General features: G+C 52.0%; 21 protein-coding genes, 2 tRNA genes and 1 other RNA gene. 21 read left to right on the top strand and 3 right to left on the bottom strand.

Going from position 1 to position 25,136, the window contains the following annotated elements; genetic code table 11:
- Positions 1-223 precede the first annotated feature (223 nt).
- The 3 genes from HMPREF0636_RS05955 to HMPREF0636_RS05945 form a co-directional block, all read right to left on the bottom strand.
- On the bottom strand, positions 224-733 hold the full coding sequence (locus tag HMPREF0636_RS05955; protein WP_044169123.1) for a low molecular weight protein-tyrosine-phosphatase: 510 nt from the start codon (positions 731-733) through the stop codon (positions 224-226).
- 1 nt (position 734) lies between these two features.
- Positions 735-2,807 carry an alpha-L-fucosidase gene (locus HMPREF0636_RS05950; protein WP_044169212.1) on the bottom strand — a complete coding sequence of 691 codons (2,073 nt, stop codon included), beginning with the start codon at positions 2,805-2,807 and terminating at the stop codon, positions 735-737.
- Between the two features lie 222 nt (positions 2,808-3,029).
- Positions 3,030-3,704, bottom strand: coding sequence for a YiaD family glycine zipper/OmpA-like lipoprotein (locus HMPREF0636_RS05945; RefSeq protein ID WP_044169122.1), 675 nt, complete (start codon positions 3,702-3,704; stop codon positions 3,030-3,032).
- A gap of 298 nt (positions 3,705-4,002) precedes the next feature.
- Between HMPREF0636_RS05945 and HMPREF0636_RS05940 the strand changes: the two genes are divergently transcribed.
- The 21 genes from HMPREF0636_RS05940 to rplL all read left to right on the top strand — a co-directional run bounded on the left by HMPREF0636_RS05940 (position 4,003) and on the right by rplL (position 25,117).
- Positions 4,003-4,926 carry a mechanosensitive ion channel family protein gene (locus tag HMPREF0636_RS05940; RefSeq protein ID WP_081748415.1) on the top strand — a complete coding sequence of 308 codons (924 nt, stop codon included), beginning with the start codon at positions 4,003-4,005 and terminating at the stop codon, positions 4,924-4,926.
- A gap of 3 nt (positions 4,927-4,929) precedes the next feature.
- Positions 4,930-6,951: an excinuclease ABC subunit UvrB gene (uvrB, locus tag HMPREF0636_RS05935; RefSeq protein WP_044169121.1), complete on the top strand. Its 2,022-nt coding sequence runs from the start codon at positions 4,930-4,932 to the stop codon at positions 6,949-6,951.
- A gap of 542 nt (positions 6,952-7,493) precedes the next feature.
- Positions 7,494-8,690, top strand: coding sequence for an N-acetylmuramoyl-L-alanine amidase family protein (locus tag HMPREF0636_RS05930; RefSeq protein ID WP_005468446.1), 1,197 nt, complete (start codon positions 7,494-7,496; stop codon positions 8,688-8,690).
- A gap of 47 nt (positions 8,691-8,737) precedes the next feature.
- A complete protein-coding gene (locus tag HMPREF0636_RS05925; protein ID WP_044169119.1) occupies positions 8,738-9,616 on the top strand; it encodes an MlaD family protein in 879 nt (292 codons plus the stop codon).
- A 23-nt stretch (positions 9,617-9,639) separates the two neighbouring features.
- The gene (locus HMPREF0636_RS05920; protein ID WP_044169118.1) at positions 9,640-10,659 is read left to right on the top strand and encodes an NAD-dependent epimerase/dehydratase family protein; all 1,020 of its coding nucleotides are present in this window, start codon (positions 9,640-9,642) and stop codon (positions 10,657-10,659) included.
- 419 nt (positions 10,660-11,078) lie between these two features.
- A complete protein-coding gene (locus tag HMPREF0636_RS05910; protein ID WP_044169115.1) occupies positions 11,079-15,110 on the top strand; it encodes a glycoside hydrolase family 2 TIM barrel-domain containing protein in 4,032 nt (1,343 codons plus the stop codon).
- A gap of 268 nt (positions 15,111-15,378) precedes the next feature.
- Positions 15,379-15,787, top strand: a transfer-messenger RNA (tmRNA) gene (gene ssrA / locus HMPREF0636_RS08355).
- 266 nt (positions 15,788-16,053) lie between these two features.
- On the top strand, positions 16,054-16,593 hold the full coding sequence (locus HMPREF0636_RS05905) for an SPOR domain-containing protein (RefSeq protein ID WP_044169114.1): 540 nt from the start codon (positions 16,054-16,056) through the stop codon (positions 16,591-16,593).
- 17 nt (positions 16,594-16,610) lie between these two features.
- Positions 16,611-17,174 carry a GTP cyclohydrolase I FolE gene (gene folE / locus HMPREF0636_RS05900; RefSeq protein WP_005468455.1) on the top strand — a complete coding sequence of 188 codons (564 nt, stop codon included), beginning with the start codon at positions 16,611-16,613 and terminating at the stop codon, positions 17,172-17,174.
- A gap of 268 nt (positions 17,175-17,442) precedes the next feature.
- Complete coding sequence (locus tag HMPREF0636_RS05895) at positions 17,443-17,898, top strand: DUF695 domain-containing protein (protein WP_044169112.1); 456 nt, start codon at positions 17,443-17,445, stop codon at positions 17,896-17,898.
- Positions 17,899-17,900: 2 nt separating this feature from the next.
- The gene (locus tag HMPREF0636_RS05890) at positions 17,901-18,593 is read left to right on the top strand and encodes a pimeloyl-ACP methyl esterase BioG family protein (protein WP_044169111.1); all 693 of its coding nucleotides are present in this window, start codon (positions 17,901-17,903) and stop codon (positions 18,591-18,593) included.
- A gap of 238 nt (positions 18,594-18,831) precedes the next feature.
- Complete coding sequence (locus HMPREF0636_RS05885; protein ID WP_248616887.1) at positions 18,832-19,800, top strand: endonuclease/exonuclease/phosphatase family protein; 969 nt, start codon at positions 18,832-18,834, stop codon at positions 19,798-19,800.
- Positions 19,801-20,668: 868 nt separating this feature from the next.
- Positions 20,669-20,740 (top strand) — tRNA-Thr (locus tag HMPREF0636_RS05880).
- A gap of 66 nt (positions 20,741-20,806) precedes the next feature.
- Positions 20,807-21,994 carry an elongation factor Tu gene (tuf, locus tag HMPREF0636_RS05875; protein ID WP_044169109.1) on the top strand — a complete coding sequence of 396 codons (1,188 nt, stop codon included), beginning with the start codon at positions 20,807-20,809 and terminating at the stop codon, positions 21,992-21,994.
- Between the two features lie 52 nt (positions 21,995-22,046).
- Positions 22,047-22,119, top strand: a tRNA-Trp gene (locus HMPREF0636_RS05870).
- 19 nt (positions 22,120-22,138) lie between these two features.
- Positions 22,139-22,354, top strand: coding sequence for a preprotein translocase subunit SecE (secE, locus tag HMPREF0636_RS08350; RefSeq protein ID WP_005468461.1), 216 nt, complete (start codon positions 22,139-22,141; stop codon positions 22,352-22,354).
- Between the two features lie 29 nt (positions 22,355-22,383).
- On the top strand, positions 22,384-22,935 hold the full coding sequence (nusG, locus tag HMPREF0636_RS05860; protein ID WP_005468462.1) for a transcription termination/antitermination protein NusG: 552 nt from the start codon (positions 22,384-22,386) through the stop codon (positions 22,933-22,935).
- Between the two features lie 63 nt (positions 22,936-22,998).
- Positions 22,999-23,439: a 50S ribosomal protein L11 gene (gene rplK / locus HMPREF0636_RS05855; RefSeq protein ID WP_005468463.1), complete on the top strand. Its 441-nt coding sequence runs from the start codon at positions 22,999-23,001 to the stop codon at positions 23,437-23,439.
- Positions 23,440-23,453: 14 nt separating this feature from the next.
- Complete coding sequence (rplA, locus tag HMPREF0636_RS05850; protein WP_005468464.1) at positions 23,454-24,149, top strand: 50S ribosomal protein L1; 696 nt, start codon at positions 23,454-23,456, stop codon at positions 24,147-24,149.
- 17 nt (positions 24,150-24,166) lie between these two features.
- On the top strand, positions 24,167-24,688 hold the full coding sequence (gene rplJ, locus HMPREF0636_RS05845; RefSeq protein ID WP_044169107.1) for a 50S ribosomal protein L10: 522 nt from the start codon (positions 24,167-24,169) through the stop codon (positions 24,686-24,688).
- Positions 24,689-24,748: 60 nt separating this feature from the next.
- Positions 24,749-25,117: a 50S ribosomal protein L7/L12 gene (rplL, locus tag HMPREF0636_RS05840; protein ID WP_005468467.1), complete on the top strand. Its 369-nt coding sequence runs from the start codon at positions 24,749-24,751 to the stop codon at positions 25,115-25,117.
- Positions 25,118-25,136: the final 19 nt, after the last annotated feature.

Genomic DNA, 25,136 nt, shown 5'->3' with positions numbered 1-25,136 from the left:
CTTCACCACTATATAAACGAATGAGTTAGCTATATGTTCCTTAGCCACGAAGGATATAGAGGAATGTCTCGTAGACTAGGGGCCTTTCGTTGCTCTTGCAAGGGGGATGACCCTAAAGGGGCTATTATTCACGGAGCGGAAGCCTCAATAGGGCTTCCGCTCCGCCTGTTTAGTCGAATGAGTGGGGAGGAACGATGCTTTCCACCTAGAGAGGGAAGAGGATCTACCTCTCCGAGGTTTTATGGAAAAGGGCGGGGACGCATAGCTCGATGAGGTCAAGGACATGCTCGAAGCCCTCAGCTCCACCATAATAGGGATCGGGGACGTGGTCCCGTGGTGCATCCTCCAGCCAATCGGTCAGGAGCGACACCTTCCCTTGGGCTTCCTCTGTTGGGGCGAGTGCTAGCAGACGCTCCCGATTGGAGGCATCCATCCCGATTACGTAGTCGTAGTGAAAGAAGTCTTCATACGTAATTGGTCGGGAGCGGGACACTAAGGAGTAGCCTCGACGTGCAGCATGGGCACGCATCCGTCCGTCCGGTAGCTCTCCCTCGTGGTGAGCGATGAGCCCTGCAGAGTCAATCTCATAGCTTGCCCCTGCTCCCTGCTTCTCCACGTAGGCGCGGAACACTGCCTCCGCCGATGGACTCCTACATATATTTCCGAGGCAGACGAAGAGTACACGCACAGGACGCCCTTCTCTTCCCTCCTCCCGCTCTCTAGTCTGGGTCATGCTAGTTGATGCTTAGGTCTCCGAGGACAATCTCCGCAGCATCGTCCACGGTCTTTGTGACGACTAGGCGCAGCGTCTTCCCTTGGACTTCCTTCCCTAGCTCTATGGCTACGGGGATGGGATTGTGCTTGATGTTTGAGAACTCCCCTTCGGCCACCTTATGTCCGTCGATATACAGCTCGTATCGCTGTATGTGTCCACGTACGTCCCTTAGCTGTGATGGAGTGTAGACGAGTCGATGAATGCCCTTGGTCTCTCCAAGCTCTAGCGTCACCGAACGCATGCCCTTAGGGAGGACAACCTGCGTATAACCATTCCCATCGAAAAGGTGTGTACGCTCTACCTCGCTCAGCCCAGGGGTCTGTACCCGAGCAAGCGAATAGCCAGCCTCATAGGTCGTCTCTGGCCTGTCGCTGTTGGCCGCAGTAGAGACACGGGCTTTGAGTGTAAAGTGATCCCCAGGCAGATATAATGCTCCTTGGTAGGGTCTCCAAGTCACTTGTTGCTTATTCCCCTCCGTAGGGATGAGGGCATACTCTAGATGAGCATTAGCTGCTGTCGTCGTAATATAGACGCTGTCCCTGCTGTCTCGACGGACAGTGGGTGCCTCTAGGACTTCGGGGGCAAGGTAGGCAGCGACCTCGGAGAGGCATACGGGGCCTCGGGCGTCTGTCACCGTGAGGCGCAGTCGCTTGGCATGGACTGCCGAGAAGCGAATGAGTCTCTTATAGCCAATCGTCGTTAGGGTGTCTCGTGTCTCGATGGGATGGAAGTCTCCCTTGGAGCCTGCCACCTCGAGGCGGAAGCTCCTTACACGCTGTCCGAGGGCGATGTGTTCTTGCAGAGCGATGTTGTTGATTAGCTCTTCCTTGGGGAGGGTGAAGGTGAGTGTCGCAGTCGTTGTACCATCCTTTGCTGCCCAATAGGTGTCTGGGTTGCCATCGTTGATATGACAGGTGCGGAAGGTCTTGCCCGTACGGCTATCGTTGGTATGCACTGATGCCTTCCGTAGCTTATTGTGACGGAAGGCTTTCTGGAGGTGGTCATGCCATGCGATGAGCCGTGCAGAGTCTGTTGCTGAGATCTTCCCTTCGAGGTTGATTGGGCAGTTTAATAAGAGGTTGGCGTTACGCCCCACACTCTCGTAGTAGATGTTCACAAGGTTAGCTACCGAGCGGACTTGATGGTCTTCTCGATGGTGATAGAACCACCCTGGGCGGATGCTGACGTCCACCTCACCTGGGCACCACTTATCCGCAGTCTCCATCCCCCACTGTGCCTGTGTGTAGTGCTTCTGCTTGCTCTCGTCATACATAGCCCAATTGGTCTCTCCTGCCCAGCCCCGTTCGTTGCCAATCCAACGTATGGTGTGTGTGGTGCCACCGAAGATCATGATGTCCTTGTTATTCTTGAGGAGCATCTTCGTGGCACCCTCATAGTCGTAGTAGGTCAGAGGGTCAATCTTGCGAGCCGAGTCTGCACCACCATACCAGCCTGTCCCCCCATTGGCTCCATCGAACCAGTATTCGAAGAGCTTGCCGTAGTTTGTCGTGAGTTCACGGATCTGCTCATGGAAGGTTTTCTGGTACTCAGGGAAACCATATTGGGCGTTATTCCTATCCCAGGGTGATAGGTAAATCCCAAAGAGGAGTCCATGCCGACGGCATGCTTCGCTTAGGTCTTTGACAAGGTCTCCTTTCCCTCCCTTCCACGGGCTATTCTTGACTGAATATTCGGTTGTTTTTGTAGGCCAAAGACAGAAGCCATCGTGATGCTTGGCAGTAAGGATGATACCCTTCATACCTGCACGCTTGAGGGTAGTCACCCATTGCTCTACATCTAGGATTGGGGGAGCGAAGGTCGTAGCTGGTGTATTGCCGTAGCCCCACTCAAGGTCATTGAAGGTGTTCAGTCCAAAGTGTATGAAGGCATAGGTCTCTAGGCGTTGCCAATCAATCTGTGCCTGAGTAGGTATGGGTAGTATTGGCTCTGGTGCAGAGGTCTGTGCTGATATGGAGGCACTACCTAGGGTCAAAGCGCATAGCCCCAGTATGGGGGAAAGAAGCTTTCTCATCATGATGATGTGGTACATATATCGAGTAATTACTTCACTAAAATACGCCAAATCTCAGTAACCACCTTACCTTGCTCATCCTAGGTATGCTTAGATCTCTTTAGGTATGCTACCTCATGGTGTGCGATAAAGTCTTACTACAATCACCACCAGATGGATAAAAAGCAACAGCCCCGAGGGACGTCATCCCTCGGGGCTGTTGCTTTACTATGGTTCGTGTGATTACTTGAGTGTGCCGTTTTGGGCAGCCTCTACCATCGCCTTGTTAGGGATGATGTAGACCTCGACACGACGGTTCTCCTTACGACCAGAGGCAGTAGAGTTGTCTGCTACAGGCTCGTGACTACCCTTGCCATCAACACGCATACGACTAGAGTCTACGCCCTGTGCAGATAGGAAAGAGCGGACGCTTGATGCACGGTTGAGTGATAGAGGGTCATTGATGCGGTCTGAACCCGTATTGTCGGTGTGACCGATGATGAGCATATCGGTCTGGCTGTTGGCCTTTAGGTTAGCTGCGAAGCTACGAAGAGAGTTCTGTGATGTAGAGCTTAGTGTAGAAGAATTGGTAGCGAAGAGGATACCGCTATCAAAGGTCACACGAATGGCCTGACCTTCATTAACGGACTCAATCTTGGCATTCTTAACTTGCTCCTCGAGTTCCTTCTTCTGCTTGTCCATCTTCTTTCCGATAAGCGTACCTGCTGTACCACCTACGACACCACCAATGATGGCACCGAGAGCGGTGTTACCAGCTACACGACCTACACCAGCACCGATGATAGCACCAGCACCAGCACCTATACCAGCACCCTTAGCTGTGTTGCTAAGACCACAGCCAGAGAGAATGAGACCTCCAGAGAGGAGCATTGCTGCAATTGCTTTCTTGTTTAGCATATGATATTCTTTGTTTGGGATAAATTAGCGAATGAAACACTAGTTATTGTGTCCACTGCACATACTACAAAGGTATTATATTTTCTTAACACTGCTGTGTGCCAGGGAGTGTGAACGCATGGAGAGGGAATGTTTTTCCCTCGCTCTATGAATATGGAGTGGTTATAGCTGTAGGGAGTGTAGGCCTTAGTTGCATCTTTGATGAAACAGATGTCGCATAATCATGGTTATTGCTTTTCTCTCAGGTAGAAGGTAGGAATACGTACCTTTGTGCCTATGACAGAATATTAAGAGACTTATGATTTCCATACCACTACTAGCAGACATGTTGTCTGCAGACTCCACAGCAACCTCTGGGGTAACCACTGCGCTTGGGGCAGCGACTCAGCCTCTAGAGCTAGACGTGAATAAATGGTTTAGCCGTGAGATGATGAATGATTGGCTGAACTCGGGTATCAACTTCGGGATACGTGTCGTGCTAGCAATCCTTCTCTTCCTGATCGGTCGCTGGGTGATACGTCGGCTACTGCGCATCTTTGAGCGCATCCTCAAGCGTCGAGAGATCGATGGTGTGGCCGTCACGCTCCTGGGCTCTGTGCTTACGGCTCTGCTCTACATCGCCCTTTTCCTCACGCTCGGTGGGGTGCTCGGGGTGAAGTCCGTGTCCTTCGCTGCTGTGCTGGCCTCGATGGGTCTAGCTGTGGGGATGGCTCTGAGTGGGCAGTTACAGAACCTAGCTGGTGGAGTGATTATCATGGTGACCAAGCCCTTCTCGATCGGGGACTATATCTTGGCGCAGACAGTGGAGGGCTCGGTACGAGCTGTGAGCCTCTTCTACACCGAAATCCTGACGCCAGATAACAAGCGCATCTTTATCCCCAATGGCGTCCTCAGCAGTGGCGTCGTTGTGAACTATTCGCACGAGGAGACGAGGCGTATCGAATGGACGATCGGGATCGAGTATGATGAGGACTTTGCTCGTGTACGCTCGGCCATAGAGAGTCTACTGGAGAGTGACGAACGTGTGCTCAAGACCCCTGAGCCCGTCATTGTGCTGCATAAGTTAAACAGTAGCTCGGTCGATGTCCTAGTACGTGCCTGGGTACGCTCCGATGATCTATGGCCTGTCTTCTGGGACTTCAATCGTCGCGTGTACGAGGACTTCAACAAGCGAGGCATATCCTTCCCCTTCCCACAGCTCACTGTCCATCAGGGCAAGTAAGGTATGGACTTTCAGCTCACCTCTCGCTTCAAGCCTACGGGCGATCAGCCCCAGGCGATCAGCGAGCTCGTCAGTGGCTTCCAGCAGGGTATCCCCTTCCAGACGCTCCTCGGGGTGACAGGGTCGGGGAAGACCTTCACCGCAGCTAACGTCATCGCTCAGGTGAAGAAGCCCACACTCGTACTGAGCCACAACAAGACCTTGGCAGCGCAGCTCTATGCTGAGTTCAAGGCCTTCTTCCCCAACAACGCTGTGGAGTACTTCGTCTCCTACTACGACTACTACCAGCCTGAGGCCTATATCGCCGCCTCCGATACCTACATAGAGAAGGATATGGCGATCAATGCCGAGATCGAGAAGCTTCGACTCAGGACAACAGCCTCTCTGCTCTCGGGGCGTGAGGATGTGATCGTGGTCTCATCGGTGTCCTGCCTCTATGGTATGGCAGACCCGAAGGCCTTCGAGGAGAAGATTATCCGCCTCAAGGATGGGCAACGCTATAGCCAAGACCAGTTCAAGCGTGACCTCGTACTCAACCACTATGTCAATGACCGCATCACGTTCGAGTCGGGCTACTTCCGTGTCAAGGGGGATACGATAGACGTCTTCCCGGCTATCGAAGGCTTCGATGGTGTGGCATACCGCATCACCTTTTGGGATGATGAGATCGAGCGTATTGCTTCCTTTGACCCACAGAGTGGTCGGGAGTACGGGCCGATGTCTTCGCTCGTTATCCATCCAGCTAACCTCTTCGTCACGACCCAGGAGCAGGTGAATACTGCCGTAGGTCAGATAGACGTAGACCTAGGTAATAGGGTGCGGGAGCTGGAGGAAGAGGGGCACCCCTACGAGGCCAAGCGTCTCTACGAGCGAGTGACCTATGACCTAGAGATGATACGTGAGCTCGGCTATTGCTCGGGGATCGAGAACTACTCCCGCTACTTCGATGGTAGGCAACCCGGTGAACGCCCTTTCTGCCTGCTGGACTACTTCCCGAGTGACTATCTGCTGATCATAGATGAGAGCCATGTGACCGTCCCTCAGATCCATGCGATGTATGGAGGTGACCGCTCGAGAAAGGTTAGTCTCGTGGAGTACGGGTTTCGCCTGCCCGCAGCACTGGATAACCGTCCGCTGAAGTACGAAGAGTTCGATGCCCTCACCCCCCGCATCCTCTATATCAGTGCTACGCCTGCCGAGTATGAGTTGGCTAAGAGTGAGGGGATCGTCGTCGAGCAACTTATTCGCCCCACGGGGCTTCTCGATCCCGTGATCGAGGTACGCCCGACACAGCATCAGGTGGATGACCTAGAGCATGAGATCAGCCTAGCTATCCAACGTCAGGAGCGTGTACTCGTCACGACACTCACCAAGCGTATGGCAGAGGAACTCTCCGAATACCTCCTCCGCCATGGTGTCTCATGCAGCTATATCCATAGCGATGTGGATACGCTGGAGCGCATACAGATCATGGAGGATCTACGTAAGGGTGTCTATGATGTACTCATCGGGGTCAATCTCCTTCGTGAGGGGCTGGACTTACCCGAGGTGGCACTCGTGGCGGTGCTGGATGCAGATAAGGAAGGCTTCCTGCGCTCCCATCGCTCCCTCACTCAGACGGCAGGACGAGCTGCACGTAATGTGAATGGTCGGGTGATCTTCTACGCCGACAAGGTCACCGAAAGCATGCGCCTGACGATGGAGGAGACCGAGCGCAGGCGCACGAAGCAGATCGCCTACAACGAGGCCAACGGCATTACGCCCCAGCAGATCGTCAAGAACAGTGCCTCGGCCTTCCCCGACAAGAAGGATACGACTGGAGCTGTCGCCTATGTCGAGGCAGACCCGACGGTCGCCATCCCCGATCCTATCGAGGAGGTGATGGGGCTGGAGAAGCTCATGAAGCTCGCCGAAGTCAAGCGCTCCGAGATGATGGCGGCAGCCAAGGAACTAGACTTCATAGAGGCTGCTCGCCTACGCAACGAGCTACAGCGTCTGGAGGAGAAGATACGTCTCTTGCAGTAGACTTTTGTAGTCCTCTGTCTATCTTGCGTCGAAGGGTAGCCCTCTCTAGTGCGGGGGCTACCCTCTGTCTTTATATATCATAGAGAAAGAGAACAACGCTCTAAGCACCATCATCCTTCACCATTATGGGCAACCACCTTTCTGGTTAAATCTTGCTGTTGTACAGCTGTGTCGTTGGCATTGGGCTCAGGGGGGCTCTCTGAGTCTTAATGGGATGCCTTTATCTATCTAAAGTAGTTCGTGATAAAGAAGGCAGAGGCTAAATACTCCGACCCGAGTATAGTCTCTGGATCTCACTCCGTGCGTGTAGGATAGCGATTTTAGATGGAGAAACTTTGTATCTTTGTGCGGAGAAAGAGCAAAAGGTTACTTCTCGCTGACTGGGAGCAGGTTACATTTTTGAGGGGATGGAGGTAGCGAGGATAACTAAGTATGATGCTCGGAGTGTCTCTCATTCATTAAGGCTTAGTAGTCCCGACTCAATGTACGTTTCTTTACGATCCCGGTATTGTATCTTCCTTACTCTTCTTCTCTTGTTGGGGATGGCATTGGTGATGCCAATGGATCTCCAGGCGCAACGCCTCTTCTCTGTCGTGATTGATGCTGGGCATGGAGGTAAGGATCCAGGCACAGTGGGTAATGGCGGTAAGGAGAAGGAGATCACCCTTGCTGTGGCTAAGCTCGTGGGGAAGAAGATTAAGGCCTCCCACCCTGAGGTGCGTGTGCTCTTTACACGTGAGACGGATGTGTTCGTTGGGTTACAGGCGAGAGCCGACTTTGCTAACAAGCATAAGGCTTCGCTGATGCTGAGTATCCATGTTAATAGTGCGCCTACGACCTCGGTGCATGGTACGGAGACGTACGTGCTGGGGCTCTCTAAGTTCGCCAATAACCTAAGCGTTGCGATGCGGGAGAATAAAGCTATGCTCCTCGAGAGTGACTATAAGACCACTTACCGAGGCTTTGACCCGACGAGTACCGAGAGCTACATTATGTTTGACCTCATGCAGGACGCCTATATCACCAAGAGCATAGACTTTGCCAATCGCCTGCAGAAGCGGTATCGCTCCTCGGGTCGATATAGTCGTGGTGTGAGACAGGATATACTCTGGGTGCTGAGCCAGTCTGCTATGCCTAGTGTGCTGACAGAGATAGGCTTCCTCACAAACAAAGACGAGGCAGCTTTCATGTTGAGCGACAAGGGGCAGGATGTCATTGCTGGGGCAATCGCAGAGTCCTTCACGAGTTACTATCGAGCCTATCAAGGCAAGAGAGATAAGGCAACGGAAGCGAAAGCCGATACTACGAAGGCTACGGATGCTCCCCCTGCCCCCCCTCACGAGGCTTATTGCAAAGAGCCCGCAGTCGAGCCCACGGAGGTAGCTACACCTACACCTCAGAAGCAGGAGAAGGGCAAGTCCGAGAAGCCTGCTAAGGAAGAGAAAGGTAAAAACGAAAAGGACAAGAAGGAAAAGGCAGAAGCTACACCAACCAAGCAGAAGGGTCTTACCTATCGTGTGCAGTTCCTTACCTCGCCGAAGAAGCTGGAGCCAACAGATGCTTCCTTCCGTCATCTCCCCACCGCTGTAGAGCGAGCCAAGGCTGGTCAGCAGTTCATCTACCTCCTACAGCCCACGCCTTCGTTGGAGAAGGCACGCGAGCAACTACGACAGTTGCCCCCTGTTTATCGGGATGCCTTTATCGTAAGATATAAGGATGGCGTCCGTCAGAAGGGTTAGACAGCCCTTCCTCACTTCCCCCCAAAAGAAAATAGAGCATATAGATTATGAAGATGAAGAGAGAAGTGCAGATAGGTCTACTCACCATCGTTGCCCTAGCGATTTGCTATGTTGGGATTAACTTCCTGAAGGGCATCGAGATCTTCAAGAAGAGTACGACCTATTATGCACACTTTGATAACCTCAGTAGTGTCACCGTAGCAACGCCTGTTATTGTCAGTGGCTTCAAGGTCGGGACAGTACGCGACGTGAAGTTCGATTACCTCCGTGGGTATGGAGCAACGGTAGAGCTAGCCCTTGACCCCCATGTGCGTATCACTCGGGAGAGCTTGATTAAGATCAAGGTCAATCCACTTAGTGGCTCTGAGCTTGTACTCTCAATAGCAGACTCTACGAAGCGTTACCTCAACGAGGGAGATACGATCCCCAGCGTCAGCCCCACGGGTGACCTGCTCTCTGTCGCTACGGAGCAGATACTCCCCGCGGTAAATAATATGATGCCCACCATTAACGCTACGCTGGTACGTCTGAATACTCTGCTTAATGACAAGCAGATTGATACCATGCTCATGAGCCTAGCGGCCTCCACGGCTCAGCTCAATGGGATGATGGCGAACCTCAATCGCACCAGCTCCTCACTTGCCCCTGTGGTGGCGAATGTGGAGGGCTTGACCTCGAACCTAAATACCTTCAGCCGTCAGCTCACTGCCGTGCAGCTGGATTCGATGCTTCTTGCCCTACAGAAGACCACAGACCAGCTCCAGCAAGTATCGGCACAGCTCCGTAGTCGAGATAATACAGCTGGTCTACTACTCAACGACCCCTCCCTCTACAATCGCCTAGATAGCCTCGTTGGCAGCGCTGATAAGCTCATGCGTGACCTCAAGGAGAACCCCAAGAGGTACGTACACTTCTCGGTCTTCTAGTCCCCTTGTATCCTTCCCCAACTATGCAGCGTATCCTCATCACAGGTGCCTCGGGCTTCATCGGCTCTCATCTGGTGCGTGTTGCTCTGAGCCTCGGCTATGAGGTCTGGGCAGCTATCCGTCCAGAGAGCAACAGGCGAAAGCTGGAGGCTCAGGGTGTCCGCCTCGTGGAGGTGGATTACAGCGATGAGGCACGTCTTGCCCAGATGCTCCGTGCGGTGCTTCCTGCGTCCTTGGGGGAAGAGCCCATGTGGCACTACGTGATCCATAATGCAGGGATTACGAAGACGGCACATACGGAGGAGTTCCAAGAGGTGAATGCTGAGCAGACACGTCGTCTGCTCTCTGCCCTGTCTTCGCTCCCTACGCCCCCCTTGCGCTTTGTGCTGATGAGTAGCATGAGCAGCTATGGGGCTGCCAGTGGGCCGCTGGAGCCTATACGGGCGGAGGATGAGCAACATCCCCATACACTCTACGGGCGGAGTAAGTGTCTGGCTGAGCATTACACCGAGCAGTCGGGCCTTCCCTTTACGTTGCTCATGCCTACGGGTGTTTACGGGCCAGGGGATGCTGATTACCTCCTCTCCCTGCAGGGAATTGCTCGAGGGATCAATGCGATGGCAGGGTGCAAGCCTCAGTACCTGACCTTCGTCTATGGTGAAGATGTGGCTCGTGCAGCCCTCTTTGTGCTGACGAAAAAAGAGGCAGAGGGAGAGCGATACATCGTTGCCGATGGCGGTACGTACACCGATCTGGAGTTTGGCCGTATGGTACAGCGTCTCCTAGGGAAGAAGCGTGTACTGCACATCCGCATTCCCCTCCCGCTTGTTCGCCTTGTATGTGCCTTTGGTTCACTTCGAGCACGCCTGACAGGTAAGGTCTCTCCCCTCAATAGGGATAAGTATCCGCTACTTGCCCAGCGTAACTGGCGGTGTGATGCTAGCCCACTCTTTGCCCTCGGCTTCTCTCCGACGAGAAACCTCGAGGAGGGGCTTCGTGAAACAATTGCTGCTGCTCGAGCCTCTGGTGACCTACCTCAATAGCTTCTAGCTATGAGGCACCCCCATGAGAAAACTACCACGCTACACACCACCCATACGACATGACTACGACACGCCCCATTACACCTGCTATCCATCCTACTCTGAGGTATCCTCGTAACCTATCTAGAGGTATCGAGGGCTCCTCTTATGAGGTTACGGGGATACCTCATGAGGGGTATCGGGTGTACCTCTCGGAGGGATATGGAGCAGGATGCTCAGCGGGGGAGGAAGTTTGGGCTCAAAGATGGCAAGACCTCCTCGGGTATTCCAGAGAGGATAACCGACGCAGAGAGGCTGAATAGCGCGAGGCTGGATGTCCCGACTTACTCCCCGTACATGATACGACTACGATGGCTTACAAATTACGGATACTACACCATAGACAACTCTTCACTTTTACCCTATTTTACCACGACATCATGAGAAAAGACCCCACGAAGATTTTGCGCATAGGTGCGCTTGCTCTCGCTCTTCTCTCCTGCTCCTCTCTGGGGGGGGCTCAGAGCCTGATGCCAGGCTATAGCTACGCTCGCCAACAGGCACCTCAGGGCGATGAATGGCAGAGCCCTGAGCGTTACGCACTGAACAAGGAGCGTCCCCATGCCTACTTCTTCTCCTTCGCCAAGGGCGATCAGGTCACACGGGTACTTCCCGAATACAGCTCCCTGCACCAGAGTCTGGATGGCAAGTGGAGATTCCACTGGGTACGCACCCCCGAGGAGCGTCCCAAGGACTTCTACCTCCCTAGCTTCGACATCTCCTCATGGGATGAGGTCACCGTACCGATGAGCTGGAACGTCTACGGCCTACAGCGAGACGGCAAGCAGAAGTACGGCACACCGATCTACGTCAATCAGCCTGTGATCTTCTACCATCAGGTGAAGCCTGGGGACTGGAAGGGCGGTGTCATGCGTACCCCACCCAAGGACTGGACGACCTATCGTGACCGCAACGAGGTCGGCTCCTATCGCCGTACCTTCACCCTGCCTGCATCGTGGAAGGGACATAGTGTGTATCTGAACTTCGATGGGGTCGATTCCTTCTTCTACCTTTGGGTGAATGGACGTTATGTGGGCTTCTCTAAGAACTCCCGTAACCTTGCCTCTTTCGACATCAGCCCTTACCTGAATGCTCGTGGAGAGAATACCCTAGCTGTCGAGGTCTATCGCAGTAGCGATGGCTCCTTCCTCGAGGCGCAGGATATGTTCCGTCTACCGGGGATCTTCCGCTCGGTCTACCTCACGGCCAAGCCTCAGACTCAGCTACGAGACCTACAGGTGATCCCCCGATGCGACAGCAAGACCAAGGAGTGGAGCCTAGATATCACCTCCGAGATCACGTCACAGATCCTAGCGAACAAGGTGCCACAGGGCATCCTCCGCTACCGCCTCTATCGTGTTGAGCTCTACTCCGACAACGTAGCGAGTGTTCCCGATGCAGAGACCGAGGTACGCCTCCCTCTAGGGGGCTCTACGAAGGCAAACCTCGTCGTCTCACAGCCCCAACTATGGTCTGCCGAGCAGCCCAACCGCTATGTCCTCGTCGCCGAGCTCTACGACAAGAGCGGTAAGAAGCTCCTCGACCAAGCCTCCCTCTACACAGGACTACGTGTCGTAGAGATACGAGATACAGAGGCTAAGGATGATGAGTTCGGGCGCAAGGGACGTTACTTCTACGTCAATGACTGCCCCGTCAAGCTCAAGGGGACCAACCGCCACGAGACCAACCCCGAGCGAGGACATGCCATCACACACGAGCAGATGGAGCAGGAGGTCTTCCTCATGAAGCGGGCGAACATCAACCACGTGCGCAACTCGCACTACCCCCCCGCTCCCTACTGGTACTACCTATGTGATAAGTACGGCATCTACCTCGAGGACGAGGCGAATATTGAGTCGCATCAGTACTACTACGGCGAGGCCTCACTCTCGCATGTCCCCGAGTTCGAGGCCCAGCATGTCTCCCGCATGCTTGAGATGGTCTATGCCCATATCAACCACCCAAGTATTGTCATCTGGTCACTTGGTAATGAGGCAGGCCCAGGGGAGAACTTCGTCAAGAGCTATCGTGCCACCAAGGTCGTAGATACCACTCGTCCTATCCAGTATGAGCGCAACAACGACATCGTGGATATGGGTTCTAACCAATACCCTTCCATCGCATGGGTAGAGGGAGCTGTCGAGGGGAACTACAAGATTAAGTACCCCTTCCATATCTCCGAGTACGCCCACTCCATGGGGAATGCTTGTGGGGGACTCGCTGATTACTGGAAGGCGATTGAGCGCACCAACTTCCTCTGTGGTGGTGCTATCTGGGATTGGGTAGACCAAGCCCTCTACAACTATACTCCTGATGGCAAGCGTTACCTAGCCTATGGGGGAGATTTCGGTGACAAGCCCAATGATGGTATGTTTGTCATGAACGGTATTGTCTTCGCTGACCTCCAACCCAAACCCCAGTATCACGAAGTGAAGAAGGTCTATCAGAATGTGGGCATATCCCTAGAGGGCCCTGATAGCCGTACACTCAAGATCTTCAACAAGAACTACTTTACAACCCTCGATGACTACGTCCTGCGCATCTCCCTATGGCGTGATGGTGTCAAGGTCGAGGAGTCTATGGCTCCTATGCCTACTATCGCCCCCCGTGCCTCGGCCGAGATGGAGCTTCCCGAGGAATACGCACAGCGCACCCCTGGATCGGAGTACTTCGTGAAGGTCGAGTGTGTACTCTCCGTGGATAAGCCTTGGGCTAAGACGGGCTATGTACAGATGGATGAGCAGCTCCCCCTACCTATCATCAAGGCCGAGCCTCAGCTGGAGTTTTCCACTGCCTCCCCATTCGTCTCAGCGAAGACCATCGGAGATAAGTGGGAAGCTACAGGGAAGGACTTCGACGTAGCCTTTGACCTGAAGCAAGGGACGATCTCTAGCCTCGTCTACTCTGGCGATACGCTTATCCGTAAGGGCAATGAGCCACGGCTTACCGCCTTCCGTGCCCCATGTGACAACGACGTCTGGATTCGCTCGCTGTGGGTGGCCAATGGTTTACATAACCTACACCACAAGGTGCTCTCCCACAAGATTACGGAGCTTCCAGGCGGTCGTGTAGAGCTGTACTTTACCGTACGCTCGCAGGCTCCTAATGGTGCAACGCTCACGATGAAGAAAGCCTCAGGTCGCTACCAGATCACCGAGGACACCAGTCGTCCCTTCGGTGAGGAGGACTTCCACTTCATCTCGGAGGTTGTATGGACGGTGCACTCTAATGGTAAGATTACTCTGCGCTCCAACATTTCGAGCAATAAGCCAAACCTCACCCTAGCTCGCCTCGGATATGAGTTTGTCCTCCCCAAGGAATATGAGGACTATACCTACTATGGTCGTGGTCCAATCAACAACTATGGAGACCGCAAGGCTAGCCAATACATAGAGCAGTACCAGAGTAAGGTGGCCGAGCAGTTCATCTCCTTCCCTAAGCCTCAGACGATGGGTAACCGTGAGGACGTTCGCTGGGTAAGCCTCACTAAGCCTTCGGGAGAGGGTGTCCTCTTCTACACCGATAGTGTGATGACTAGTTCGGCTCTTCCTTATTCGGCACTAGAGCTTATGCTTGCCCCGCATCCTTACGAGCTACCCGAGGCAGGTGATACGCATCTTGTGCTGGCACTCTCAACGACAGCCCTTGGGGGACAAAGCTGCGGACAAGGTCCACCTCTCAAGCAATACCAGACCCTAGGTACACCTCAGGTCTTTAGCCTCTCCCTCTGTCCCTTTAAGGTAGGAGACGATGTGAAGGCTCTGACTCGTGAGAAGCCCGAGGGTACAGTTGTCCCCGCTATCACTCGCTCTATAACGGGTGATCTGCGCCTGACTAGCACCGAGGGAGCCCAGCTGATGTATACCATCGGCAAGGGCAAGGCGCTCCGCTACACTGCACCTGTACCTTTCGTCTCTGGTGGACTAGTGCGTGCTTGGGATGCTCGCTATCCTGGTCGTGTAGCTACTCGCCAGTTCTCCAAGATCGAGTACACGGCTGCCACTGTCACCTTCTGCAGCAGTGAGGATACAGAGTACGAGTGTCAGGCTACTAACCTCCTCGATGGGAAGCCCGAGACGATCTGGCACTCTATGTGGTCCGTGACTGTTGCGAAGCACCCCCACTGGATCGACTTCGACATCCTCAAGCCCAAGATGGTGCGTGGTATCACCTACCTGCCTCGTCAGGATGATAGCCTGACGGGGGACATCAAGGACTTCACCATCTCGGTAAGTCAGGATGGCAAGAACTGGACTGAGGTACTGCGCAGTGCCTTCCCCAAGGACAAGAAGGAGCAACGCATCCTCCTCACCAAGCCCGTCACTGCTCGCTACGTACGTCTCACCGCCCTCACCGCCCACGATGGTACGGACTATGCGAGTGGCTCTGAGCTCCGTATCCTAGCCGACTAAGCAGAGGGTAGGTTCGCAATGGAGGGCAGGGGGCCTACCTTTCTCTAGAGGGATAAGTCGCTTCCCCCTTACATCTACAGTTAGTTGAGCCTTACGAAAGAGGCTAAGACATGGCAGCTTGCTGGGTCTTAGCCTCTTCTTTTAGCTTCTACCCTACAGATCGTATTGTCATTTACTTTTGGGACTGAAGGCTACATATCGGGCATACCACTAGGTGTATGTGCGGAGGTACAATAAGTCTTTTTTGTACCTTTGCGGTACAGATCATGGGGATGTCCTGGCTTTGACAGCATGACGAAGTGGTTTGTAAGCATGTAGTGCTGCGCCCATAAGCACTCTAATCTCTGTGAGCAAAAATTTAACTGGCGAAAATAACTACGCTCTCGCTGCGTAACCGAAGAACAGTAGGTTCACACGCTTCATCACGGTGACAGATCACTGTGACGAGACATCACTCAGGTAGCCGTTCTCTCCGAGGCGACTTGGTTCAGTGGTGCCGGAAATTCGGAGATCGCTCCTATGAGCCTTCGCTTAGGGGTCAGATTTAGAAGGATAAGGTGTGGCTTATGGTAGCCTCAGTCGCAGGTCACACACGAAAACCCAAAGTGAGGATAAACATGTAGAAAGCAGATTAATTCCATGTTTGGACCGGGGTTCGACTCCCCGCATCTCCACAACAAGAGGCGAGAGGATAAAAAGAAGAGGGGAAGAAAGAAACGCTGAAGAGCGGAAAAGGATAAGTGATGTTGCCTGAGGAGTAACCTGGGCTCTTGTGGACATATTTATCCTTTTCCGCTCTTCAGCGTTTTGTTTATCCCCTCCCTAATGCCTCTCGTAGACCATTGGTCGCCTTCCTCTCTTCCGTTGCCTCTGTCCTCTGCCTTCCCTCCACCGAGTACTTTCTACTTATTCCCTATCTTTGTGACTAAAGATTTAGCTAGTTATGTTGGCAAATAGAATATATCAGCGCCTTCTCTTGATTCTATTTCTCGTGATGACTTTGGGACAAATATCCTTTGCTCAAAGCACAACGGAGAAGAAGAGCGCACGAAGCATCTTCGAGGCATTAGAGGAGGTTAATGAAGGTGAGGGTGTCATTACGATCTTCCAAGCCCCCGAGTTACAGCGTCTCGTTGGTCTCCCTGCTGGGCGAGGAACAACCCTCCTTGGGCATGATGGGAACTATACCCTCCTCATGGGGTATCGTGTGCAGATGTTCAATAGCAATCATCCGAATGCTAAAGCCGAGGCCTATGCTCGTGCAGAGCAGATACGTCATATCGCCCCGACGATGAGTAGCTATATTACCTTCAAGGCTCCCTTCTGGCGCCTAGCTATCGGCAACTTCCTGACACGCGAAGAAGCGAGCCAAGCACGAGCTCGTCTCGTCTCCTCTCTGCCTGCTTGGGCTCGTGAGTCCTACGTTGTACGAGACAAAGTGCGTATCCTAAACTACGTTGATCCTAACGCCACCGAAGAATAACCACACGCACCACCCCGATGACAAAAGACGAACAGCTCCAGTATCATTACTCCCAGATTCTTTCTCTCCTTGGTGAAGACCCCCAGCGAGAAGGTCTCGTGAAGACCCCTGAGCGTGTGGGGAAGGCTATGCAGTTCCTTACACAGGGAATGGCACAATCGCCCCATGAGATCCTTCGCTCTGCTATGTTTAAGGAGGACTATCGTCAGATGGTCATCGTTAAGGATATTGACTTCTATTCTCTCTGTGAGCACCATATGCTCCCTTTCTTTGGGAAGGTACATATTGGCTATATCCCTAACGGCTATATCACGGGACTCTCTAAGCTCCCTCGTGTCGTAGATGTGTTTGCACGCCGACTGCAAGTGCAGGAGAGGCTGACGATGCAGATTAAGGATTGTATCCAAGAGGCTCTTAATCCCCTTGGCGTAATCGTTGTCGTAGAGGCACAGCACATGTGTATGCAGATGCGTGGTGTGGAGAAGCAGAACTCCCTGACGACGACTAGTGACTTCACGGGAGCATTCCGTGAAGCTAAGACCCGCGAAGAGTTCATGCAGCTCATCAAGCGTACACACTAGGCCTCAGCGCCTCTATCTGTTTGGCTAGTCAATTGCTCCTTGGTTCTGTGCATGCATGAGCCAAGGAGTACTTGTTTCCCTAAGGCCCAAAGGAAGACCGTTTGATCTCAGTGAAATGTCTATCCGAAATTTCCCTTGGTGAGGAAGAAGAGGCAGAGGGAAATATCATCACCTATTTAGAGAGTGGAGTCTATATAAGACAAGAAAACAGTACTTGTGCTATATTTGAGGAAAGGACAAGTCTATATAGCAATGTAAGATTAAGACAATGAAGCTAACAGATGATTGGTTTACGGCTCTGAGTTATAGTGAGGCAGGGCAGTTGGTCTTTGTCACTGTACGCAAAGGTCTAGATGAATTTATAGCAAGCCGTAAGCTCAAGGTGAGGGTAGATATCTCCCTGCCCTATGACGCCGATAGAGAGGGGATGCCAAGTGAGGAAGCCTCCGCATTAATAGAGGAGGTTGAGCCAGTCTTGCGTCGTGTGATGGAGCGAGATAAGCTAGCTATCCTTACGGGTAACTACACGGGGGCAGGTCAGAAGGACTGGGTTTTCTATACCCGACACCTACCCACCTTCGGTGAACGGTTAAATGATTGCCTTGCTCCCTTCCCCACACTCCCATTGCAAATTCATTGTGAGGAAGACCCCGATTGGGATGATTATCATGAGATGCTCGCTCTGGAGCAAGATGATGAAGATGACCCAATAAGTGTAGAGTAAACATGCAGCATAAGTTTATCTCTGCAGTGGATGGGGGCGCCCATAAGCTCATCCTCTTCTTTAATGGTTGGGCAATGACACCCGTGACAGTGGAGCACCTGAGTATCCCAGAGGGATATGATGTCTTGATCTTTTGGGACTATCGTGATGATGAGGCGGTAGAGTTGGACTTCATGGCTTATGAAGAGGTAAGAGTTGTAGCATGGTCAATGGGTGTTTGGGCTGCAGATCGCTATCTACAGAGTCGCCCTGATCTCCGCACAAAGGTGTACTCGGCAACTGCGCTAGCTGGAACGGGTTACCCTGTCGATGATTCGGTGGGTATCCCTAGAGAGCATTGTCTGAACACCCTTAGCGAACTTACCGAAGAAAACCGCCCGCGCTTCAATCGTCGTACGTGTGGAGGCAAAAGTCTACGCCATATCTTCGATGCTCTTGCTGCTCGCAGCACGGAGGAGATTCGTAACGAGATGCTACGAGCCTATGAGTCCAGTCTTCACGAAGCGCATCCCCTACCGAAGCTCGAGGCTTTGGGGCTTTGGACGCGTAGTTATATTGGGCTTAGAGATCGTGTCCTCCCGCCATCCAATCAAGAGACTTATTGGCGTGGACAAGGGCTTGCCCCCATTCTCTTGCCCGAGGGAGAGCATTATCTCCTGCGTCACTTTGTTGCTTGGTCTGACCTCTGGCACTGATACCAGCCTAAGTCTCCCGTTGGGAATTCTGGCAGGGCATGCACGAACATAACCTTATCTATCCTCTCTATCTTCCCCTTTTTCGGTATTAAATATATGAACGGATTGGATGGGCTTCATGAATGTTGTTAGGAGCATGAAGGGGCGAAAAAGTATCTTGCTACTCATACAATTAGTCGTATTGTTTCTCCTTTGGTACAGAGGTGAGCCTGCTCTGGCACAACAGACGTTCGTTGTCATGAGCTACAATGTGGAGAACCTCTTTGACCTAGAGGATAACCCCCAGCGAGATGATGACGAATTTCTACCTGAGGGTAACCACCACTGGACTAGGGCACGCTACGAGCGGAAGCTACATCAGCTTGCCGAGGTGCTGAGCTGTGCAGGCTCTGTGACCTCCTTCCCTGACCTTGTTGGTCTTGTTGAGGTTGAGAACGCACGTGTCCTCCACGACCTGCTATACCATACCGCTTTGGGTGAGAATGCCGATTATAGCTTCGCTGTCTCTTCGGGCGAAGATCCACGTGGTATCAATGTGGCTTTGCTCTACCGCAAGTCGAGCTTTACCGTCCTATCTACCGAAGAGATTGCTCTGCATTTTCCTTTTGATTCGCTTAAACGCACACGCCCCATTCTCCATGTGTCAGGGAGGGTAAATTCGGGAGATACGTTGCATGTCTTTGTTTGCCATCTACCCTCACGCCGTGCTGGAGCTGTGCTGAGTGACAGGTACCGCCGTTATGCAGGCTTGGTCCTTCGGGCTCAGTGTGACCGCTTGGGGCTGAGGGAGCATAGACGTACCCATGCTTTGATCCTTGGGGACTTTAATGGTAATCCTGGTGAGGCGGCGACATCCGAGGCTCTGGGCTCACGTCCAATCTCGGACTATTCACTGGACTCAGTGTGTCATGGTAATAGGCTCTTTGAGCTCTCTCCTCGTAGAGGGGCGGGAGAACCTCCTGGCACGTACTGCTTCCGAGGTGTTTGGTCTCAGTTGGATCAAATCCATGTGACAGATGGGCTGATTGCCTCGGATGAAGGACTTCGCTACGAATGGGGGAGTGCAGAGATTCTCTTTCGTCCCTTCCTCGGGAAGGGCTCGCCCAATAGCTCTTTCCCCATTCCCTATCGCACCTATGGAGGCCCGCACTACCAAGGCGGATATAGTGACCATTACCCTATCCTTGCACGTTTCTGGATCCCTTAGCTTTGCATTGGACGTTGGTATAATGTCTGTATTGTTTCTCCCATTCGGAGGGGCACTGCTGGGACGAAAATTTGTGTTGAAAACTTGAGGTAGCGTATGGCAAGCTAAACTCCTTACTGTTTTTAGAAATACAGAGGCGGGGGTAGCCCATGGTTCCTTCGGATACTTTTGTGTTTTCTGCAAAGAAGTGCCTTCATGTACCCAGTCTGCTCTTGGTTTTGTTGTCGTGTGTCGTTCATAAAATAAAGGTGGGCTTATTATAGTGAGGGGGTAAGGCTTCATGCTATATAATAATGTATAAAGGTGAATTATGGTAAGTCTGCCTGCTCCGAGACAGAGGAGTTGGTATATCTAGATGTACATATTTCCCCCATACAAGCTATCTTAAACCGGTTTTTTATGTCCTCTTAATTACTTGGTCGTCAGTTGGTTGCGGGGAGTGCTCAAAGAGCCTGTTGCGAGTTGTGGTAACTCGCTTCAGCAAGTTATGGTAACTCGTTCAAACGAGTTATGGTAAGTCGTTTTGGAGAGTTATGGTAAGTCTCCGAGGCGAGTTGTGGTAACTCGTGGCGTATCTCCGCAAGCCCCCTAGTCATAGGGTGTTATGGAGGTGTAGTCCTGCTGATGGTTTATGTCTCGTTCTCCCTTTTGTTACTAGGGGTATGTGGCTTTGATATCTTGGGGTAAGGGGATAGGGTGCCAGCAGACTGGATCGCTTTATCCCTATTGCTGTGCTTATTATACATGCGTATGTTTTTGGTATATTGGGAAAAGTCTGTATATTTGCACCCGAATTGGTTCGTATGGCTTCTAGTGTCGTAAGGTCAATTCATGGGGAGGAGCGCCTCCCTCGCTATTACGTAGACAAGCCAATGTAGCTCAGCGGTAGAGCACTTCCTTGGTAAGGAAGAGGTCCCGGGTTCAAGTCCCGGCATCGGCTCTCAGGGCCGAGTCTAACGTAAAGTGATGCGAGAATATTTTCTTAAGAATAGTATAGATTTTAGTTATGGCTAAAGAAACATTTAACAGATCGAAACCACACGTAAATATTGGTACGATCGGTCACGTTGACCACGGTAAGACGACCCTTACTGCTGCAATCACGACGGTGCTTGCTAAGAAGGGACTCTCCGAGCTTCGTTCGTTCGACTCTATTGACAATGCTCCCGAAGAAAAGGAGCGTGGTATTACGATCAACACTTCTCACGTAGAGTATGAGACGGCTAACCGCCACTACGCTCACGTAGACTGCCCAGGTCACGCTGACTATGTGAAGAACATGGTAACGGGTGCTGCTCAGATGGACGGTGCTATCATCGTAGTAGCTGCTACGGATGGTCCTATGCCTCAGACTCGTGAGCACGTGCTTCTAGCTCGTCAGGTGAACGTTCCTCGCCTTGTTATCTTCATGAACAAGTGCGATATGGTAGACGACGAAGAAATGCTTGAGCTTGTCGAAATGGACATGCGTGAGCTTCTCTCTAGCTACGATTTCGATGGTGACAACACTCCTGTTATCCGTGGTTCTGCTCTTGGAGCACTCAATGGCGAAGCTAAGTGGGAAGAGAAGGTTATGGAGCTCATGGACGCAGTAGACACATGGATCCCACTGCCTCCACGTGACATCGATAAGCCTTTCCTTATGCCTGTCGAAGACGTATTCTCGATCACTGGTCGTGGTACGGTTGCTACAGGTCGTATCGAAACCGGTGTCATCCACACAGGTGACGAAGTACAGATCATCGGTCTTGGTGCTGAAAACCTCAAGTCTGTTGTTACGGGCGTAGAGATGTTCCGTAAGATCCTTGACGAAGGTCAGGCTGGTGATAACGTTGGTCTTCTCCTCCGTGGTATCGACAAGAACGAAATCAAGCGTGGTATGGTGATCGCTAAGCCTGGTCAGGTTAAGCCTCACTCTCGCTTCAAGGCTTCTGTCTACGTCCTGAAGAAGGAAGAAGGTGGTCGTCACACTCCATTCCACAACAAGTATCGTCCACAGTTCTACATCCGTACGCTTGACGTAACTGGTGAGATCACTCTCCCTGATGGTGTAGAAATGGTGATGCCAGGTGATAACGTTGAGATCAATGTTGAGCTCATCTACCCAGTAGCCTGCAACGTAGGTCTTCGCTTCGCTATCCGTGAAGGTGGTCGTACGGTAGGTTCTGGTCAGATCACCGAGATCCTCGACTAATTTTATACCTCAGATGGGTGAGGCAATATGCGTTGCCTCACCCATCTAGTCTACGGGTTTAGCTCAGTTGGTAGAGCACTGGTCTCCAAAACCAGGTGTCGGGAGTTCGAGTCTCTCAACCCGTGCAAGAGAAAAAGAACGATAATGAGTTTCCTAAACAGAGTAGGAGTCGCTTTCCGCGACTCATACACCGAGCTTACACAAAAGGTATCCTGGCCTACGCGCTCAGAGCTTACCAATAGCGCTGTGGTGGTGATGGTTGCTTCCCTCATCATCGCTGCTGTCGTTTTGGCGATGGACAAGACATTTGAGACTGCCCTGAGCCATGTGTATCGTGCTATCTCTGGCGTTAAGGGCTAGGGACGCATACTCTTGGTGAATTTTTACTTATGACTGAAGTAGCAGAAAAGAGGTTCTATGTGCTCCGTGCCGTCAGCGGTAAGGAGGCAAAGGTGCGTGAACAACTGGAGGCTGAGATGAAGAATACAAATCTTGGTCAGTACGTCTCACAGGTCATTATCCCTACAGAGAAGGTCGTTACTCAGCGTGGAGGTAAGAAGGTTATCAAGGAGCGTCCATATCTCCCTGGCTACGTCCTGGTGGAGGCTATCCTGGTGGGTGATGTGGCGCATACACTGCGCAATATCCCTAATGTGATTGGCTTCCTCGGAGCAAAGCGAGGAGGAGACCCTGAGCCACTGAAGCGTTCGGAGGTGGAGCGCATCCTCGGTCGTGTCGACCAGATGGCAGACTCTGAGGGCATCTATGACCTAGAGCTCTTCGTCGGTGATGTTGTTCGCATCATTGATGGAGCGTTTGCAAACTACGAGGCAACTGTCGAGGAGGTGACTCCTGAGAAGCAGAAGCTGCGTGTGATGGTCAAGATGTTCGGACGAAAGACTCCACTGGAGCTCAGTTATTCGCAGGTAGTGAAGGAGTAGGCTGGTTACGCAGACGACTCTTTGCTCCGCAAGTTCAGTGTGTAACACTTAAGATTCAAGAAAATGGCTAAGGAAGTTGCTGGACAACTAAAATTGCAAATTAAGGGTGGGGCTGCAAACCCCTCACCTCCCGTAGGACCAGCTCTTGGTGCTAAGGGGATCAATATAATGGAGTTTTGCAAGCAATTCAACGCCAGGACTCAAGACCAGGCTGGTAAGGTACTCCCTGTGGTGATTACCTACTACGCTGATAAGTCTTTTGATTTCATCGTTAAGACCCCCCCCGTGGCAGTACAGCTCAAGGAGGTAGCTAAGCTCAAGAGCGGCTCTGCACAGCCTAACCGAAACAAGGTGGCTGAGCTAACGTGGGATCAGGTTCGCGCGATTGCACAGGATAAGATCGTAGACCTAAACTGCTTCACTGTGGAAGCTGCGATGAAGATCGTAGCTGGTACAGCTCGCAGTATGGGTATCACTGTAAAGGGCGAATTTCCCGGTAACTAATACATCAAGCAAAGATGAGTAAACTTACGAAAAAGCAAAAGATAGCTTTTAGCAAGATCGAGCCAGGGAAAGCCTATTCACTCAAGGAAGCAGCAGCTCTTGTAAAGGAGATTACCGACACTAAGTTCGATGCTTCCATCGATGTGGATGTTCGCCTCGGTGTAGATCCTCGCAAGGCAAATCAAATGGTCCGTGGTGTCGTTACCCTTCCTCATGGTACGGGTAAGCAGGTGCGTGTGCTTGCTCTATGTACTCCCGACAAGGAGGCAGAAGCGCAAGCTGCTGGTGCCGACTATGTAGGACTAGATGAGTATATCGAGAAGATTCGTGGTGGCTGGACTGAAATAGACGTGATTATCACGATGCCTGCTATCATGGGTAAGATTGGTGCTCTTGGTCGTGTCCTCGGCCCTCGTGGTCTCATGCCTAACCCAAAGAGTGGTACAGTGACCAATGACGTTGCTGCAGCTGTGAAGGAAGTGAAGTCTGGTAAGATTGACTTCAAGGTAGATAAGACGGGTATCGTGCATACCTCAATCGGTAAGGTCTCCTTCTCTCCCGAACAGATCTACGACAATGCTCATGAGATCATCTCTACGCTCATTCGTCTCAAGCCAACGGCTGCTAAGGGGACTTATGTCAAGAGCATCTACCTCTCTAGCACTATGAGCCCGAGTATCAAGATCGATCCTAAGTCAATAGAAGAATAACAGCAAAGGAAGAAATCATGAGAAAGGAAAATAAAGGTGCAGTAGTAGAGCAGCTCAAGAGCTACCTGAACGAGTACCCACACTTCTACTTGACGAATATAGAAGGTCTCGATGCTGAGAAGACTGCTCAGCTGCGTCGTGCGTGTAACAAGGGTGGTATCAAGCTCGTCGTAGCTAAGAATACTCTCCTTCGTAGGGCTCTCTCTGAGTCTGATGTGGACTTTGCAACCTTGTACTCTGCGCTTAAGGGTAATACCGCTATCATGTTCACCACGGTAGCCAATGCCCCAGCTAAGATCATCAAGGACTTTGCTAAGGACAAGAAGGAAGAGTCTAAGCTTCGTCTCAAGGCAGCTTACGCAGAAACAGGCTTCTATGGCGCAGATCAGCTCTCAGAGCTTGTCTCAATTAAGAGCAAGGAGGAGCTTATCGCCGACGTTATTGCCCTGCTTCAATCTCCTATCCGCAATCTCGTCTCTGCTCTTGAGAATAAGGGCGAAAAGGGCGGTGAGGCGGTTGCAGATGCTGCGGCAGAGTAACGAGAAGCTCAACCCTAGTAGTAAACAAGAACAAGAAAACAAACGAAATAATCAATCGACATGGCAGATATCAAAGCAATTGCCGAACAGCTTGTAAACCTGACGGTAAAGGAAGTAAGCGAACTCGCAGCTATCCTTAAGGATGAGTACGGAATCGAACCAGCAGCTGCAGCTGTTGTCGTAGCTGGCCCAGCAGAAGGAGGACAGGAAGAAGAGAAGTCTTCTTTCGATGTAATCCTCAAGAGCGCTGGTGCTGCTAAGCTCCAGGTAGTAAAGGCTGTTAAGGAACACTGTGGTCTTGGCCTCAAGGAAGCTAAGGACATCGTAGACGCTGCTCCTGCTCCTGTGAAGGAGGGTGTAGATAAGGCTACAGCAGAGGCTCTCAAGAAGGCTCTTGAGGAAGCTGGTGCTGAAGTAGAACTTAAGTAAGCTACCACTATAGCGCCTG

The sequence above is a fragment of the Porphyromonas catoniae ATCC 51270 genome, assembly GCF_000565015.1.
Classification (GTDB): domain Bacteria; phylum Bacteroidota; class Bacteroidia; order Bacteroidales; family Porphyromonadaceae; genus Porphyromonas; species Porphyromonas catoniae.
Note: the sequence above shows the minus strand (reverse complement) of the source record. Positions and strands in the feature narration are given on the sequence as shown.

Excerpts from the sequence above, each read along its gene's own strand:
- HMPREF0636_RS05955 (WP_044169123.1), bottom strand. The coding sequence starts at position 733 with ATGACCCAGACTAGAGAGCGGGAGGAGGGAAGAGAAGGGCGTCCTGTG.
- HMPREF0636_RS05950 (WP_044169212.1), bottom strand. The coding sequence starts at position 2,807 with ATGAGAAAGCTTCTTTCCCCCATACTGGGGCTATGCGCTTTGACCCTA.
- HMPREF0636_RS05920 (WP_044169118.1), top strand. The coding sequence starts at position 9,640 with ATGCAGCGTATCCTCATCACAGGTGCCTCGGGCTTCATCGGCTCTCAT.
- rplL (WP_005468467.1), top strand. The coding sequence starts at position 24,749 with ATGGCAGATATCAAAGCAATTGCCGAACAGCTTGTAAACCTGACGGTA.
- HMPREF0636_RS05890 (WP_044169111.1), top strand. The coding sequence starts at position 17,901 with ATGCAGCATAAGTTTATCTCTGCAGTGGATGGGGGCGCCCATAAGCTC.
- HMPREF0636_RS05895 (WP_044169112.1), top strand. The coding sequence starts at position 17,443 with ATGAAGCTAACAGATGATTGGTTTACGGCTCTGAGTTATAGTGAGGCA.
- HMPREF0636_RS05945 (WP_044169122.1), bottom strand. The coding sequence starts at position 3,704 with ATGCTAAACAAGAAAGCAATTGCAGCAATGCTCCTCTCTGGAGGTCTC.
- uvrB (WP_044169121.1), top strand. The coding sequence starts at position 4,930 with ATGGACTTTCAGCTCACCTCTCGCTTCAAGCCTACGGGCGATCAGCCC.
- secE (WP_005468461.1), top strand. The coding sequence starts at position 22,139 with ATGAGTTTCCTAAACAGAGTAGGAGTCGCTTTCCGCGACTCATACACC.
- rplJ (WP_044169107.1), top strand. The coding sequence starts at position 24,167 with ATGAGAAAGGAAAATAAAGGTGCAGTAGTAGAGCAGCTCAAGAGCTAC.
- HMPREF0636_RS05925 (WP_044169119.1), top strand. The coding sequence starts at position 8,738 with ATGAAGATGAAGAGAGAAGTGCAGATAGGTCTACTCACCATCGTTGCC.
- HMPREF0636_RS05885 (WP_248616887.1), top strand. The coding sequence starts at position 18,832 with ATGAGCTACAATGTGGAGAACCTCTTTGACCTAGAGGATAACCCCCAG.
- HMPREF0636_RS05910 (WP_044169115.1), top strand. The coding sequence starts at position 11,079 with ATGAGAAAAGACCCCACGAAGATTTTGCGCATAGGTGCGCTTGCTCTC.
- rplA (WP_005468464.1), top strand. The coding sequence starts at position 23,454 with ATGAGTAAACTTACGAAAAAGCAAAAGATAGCTTTTAGCAAGATCGAG.
- HMPREF0636_RS05930 (WP_005468446.1), top strand. The coding sequence starts at position 7,494 with ATGGCATTGGTGATGCCAATGGATCTCCAGGCGCAACGCCTCTTCTCT.
- HMPREF0636_RS05905 (WP_044169114.1), top strand. The coding sequence starts at position 16,054 with ATGTTGGCAAATAGAATATATCAGCGCCTTCTCTTGATTCTATTTCTC.
- rplK (WP_005468463.1), top strand. The coding sequence starts at position 22,999 with ATGGCTAAGGAAGTTGCTGGACAACTAAAATTGCAAATTAAGGGTGGG.
- tuf (WP_044169109.1), top strand. The coding sequence starts at position 20,807 with ATGGCTAAAGAAACATTTAACAGATCGAAACCACACGTAAATATTGGT.
- nusG (WP_005468462.1), top strand. The coding sequence starts at position 22,384 with ATGACTGAAGTAGCAGAAAAGAGGTTCTATGTGCTCCGTGCCGTCAGC.
- HMPREF0636_RS05940 (WP_081748415.1), top strand. The coding sequence starts at position 4,003 with ATGATTTCCATACCACTACTAGCAGACATGTTGTCTGCAGACTCCACA.
- folE (WP_005468455.1), top strand. The coding sequence starts at position 16,611 with ATGACAAAAGACGAACAGCTCCAGTATCATTACTCCCAGATTCTTTCT.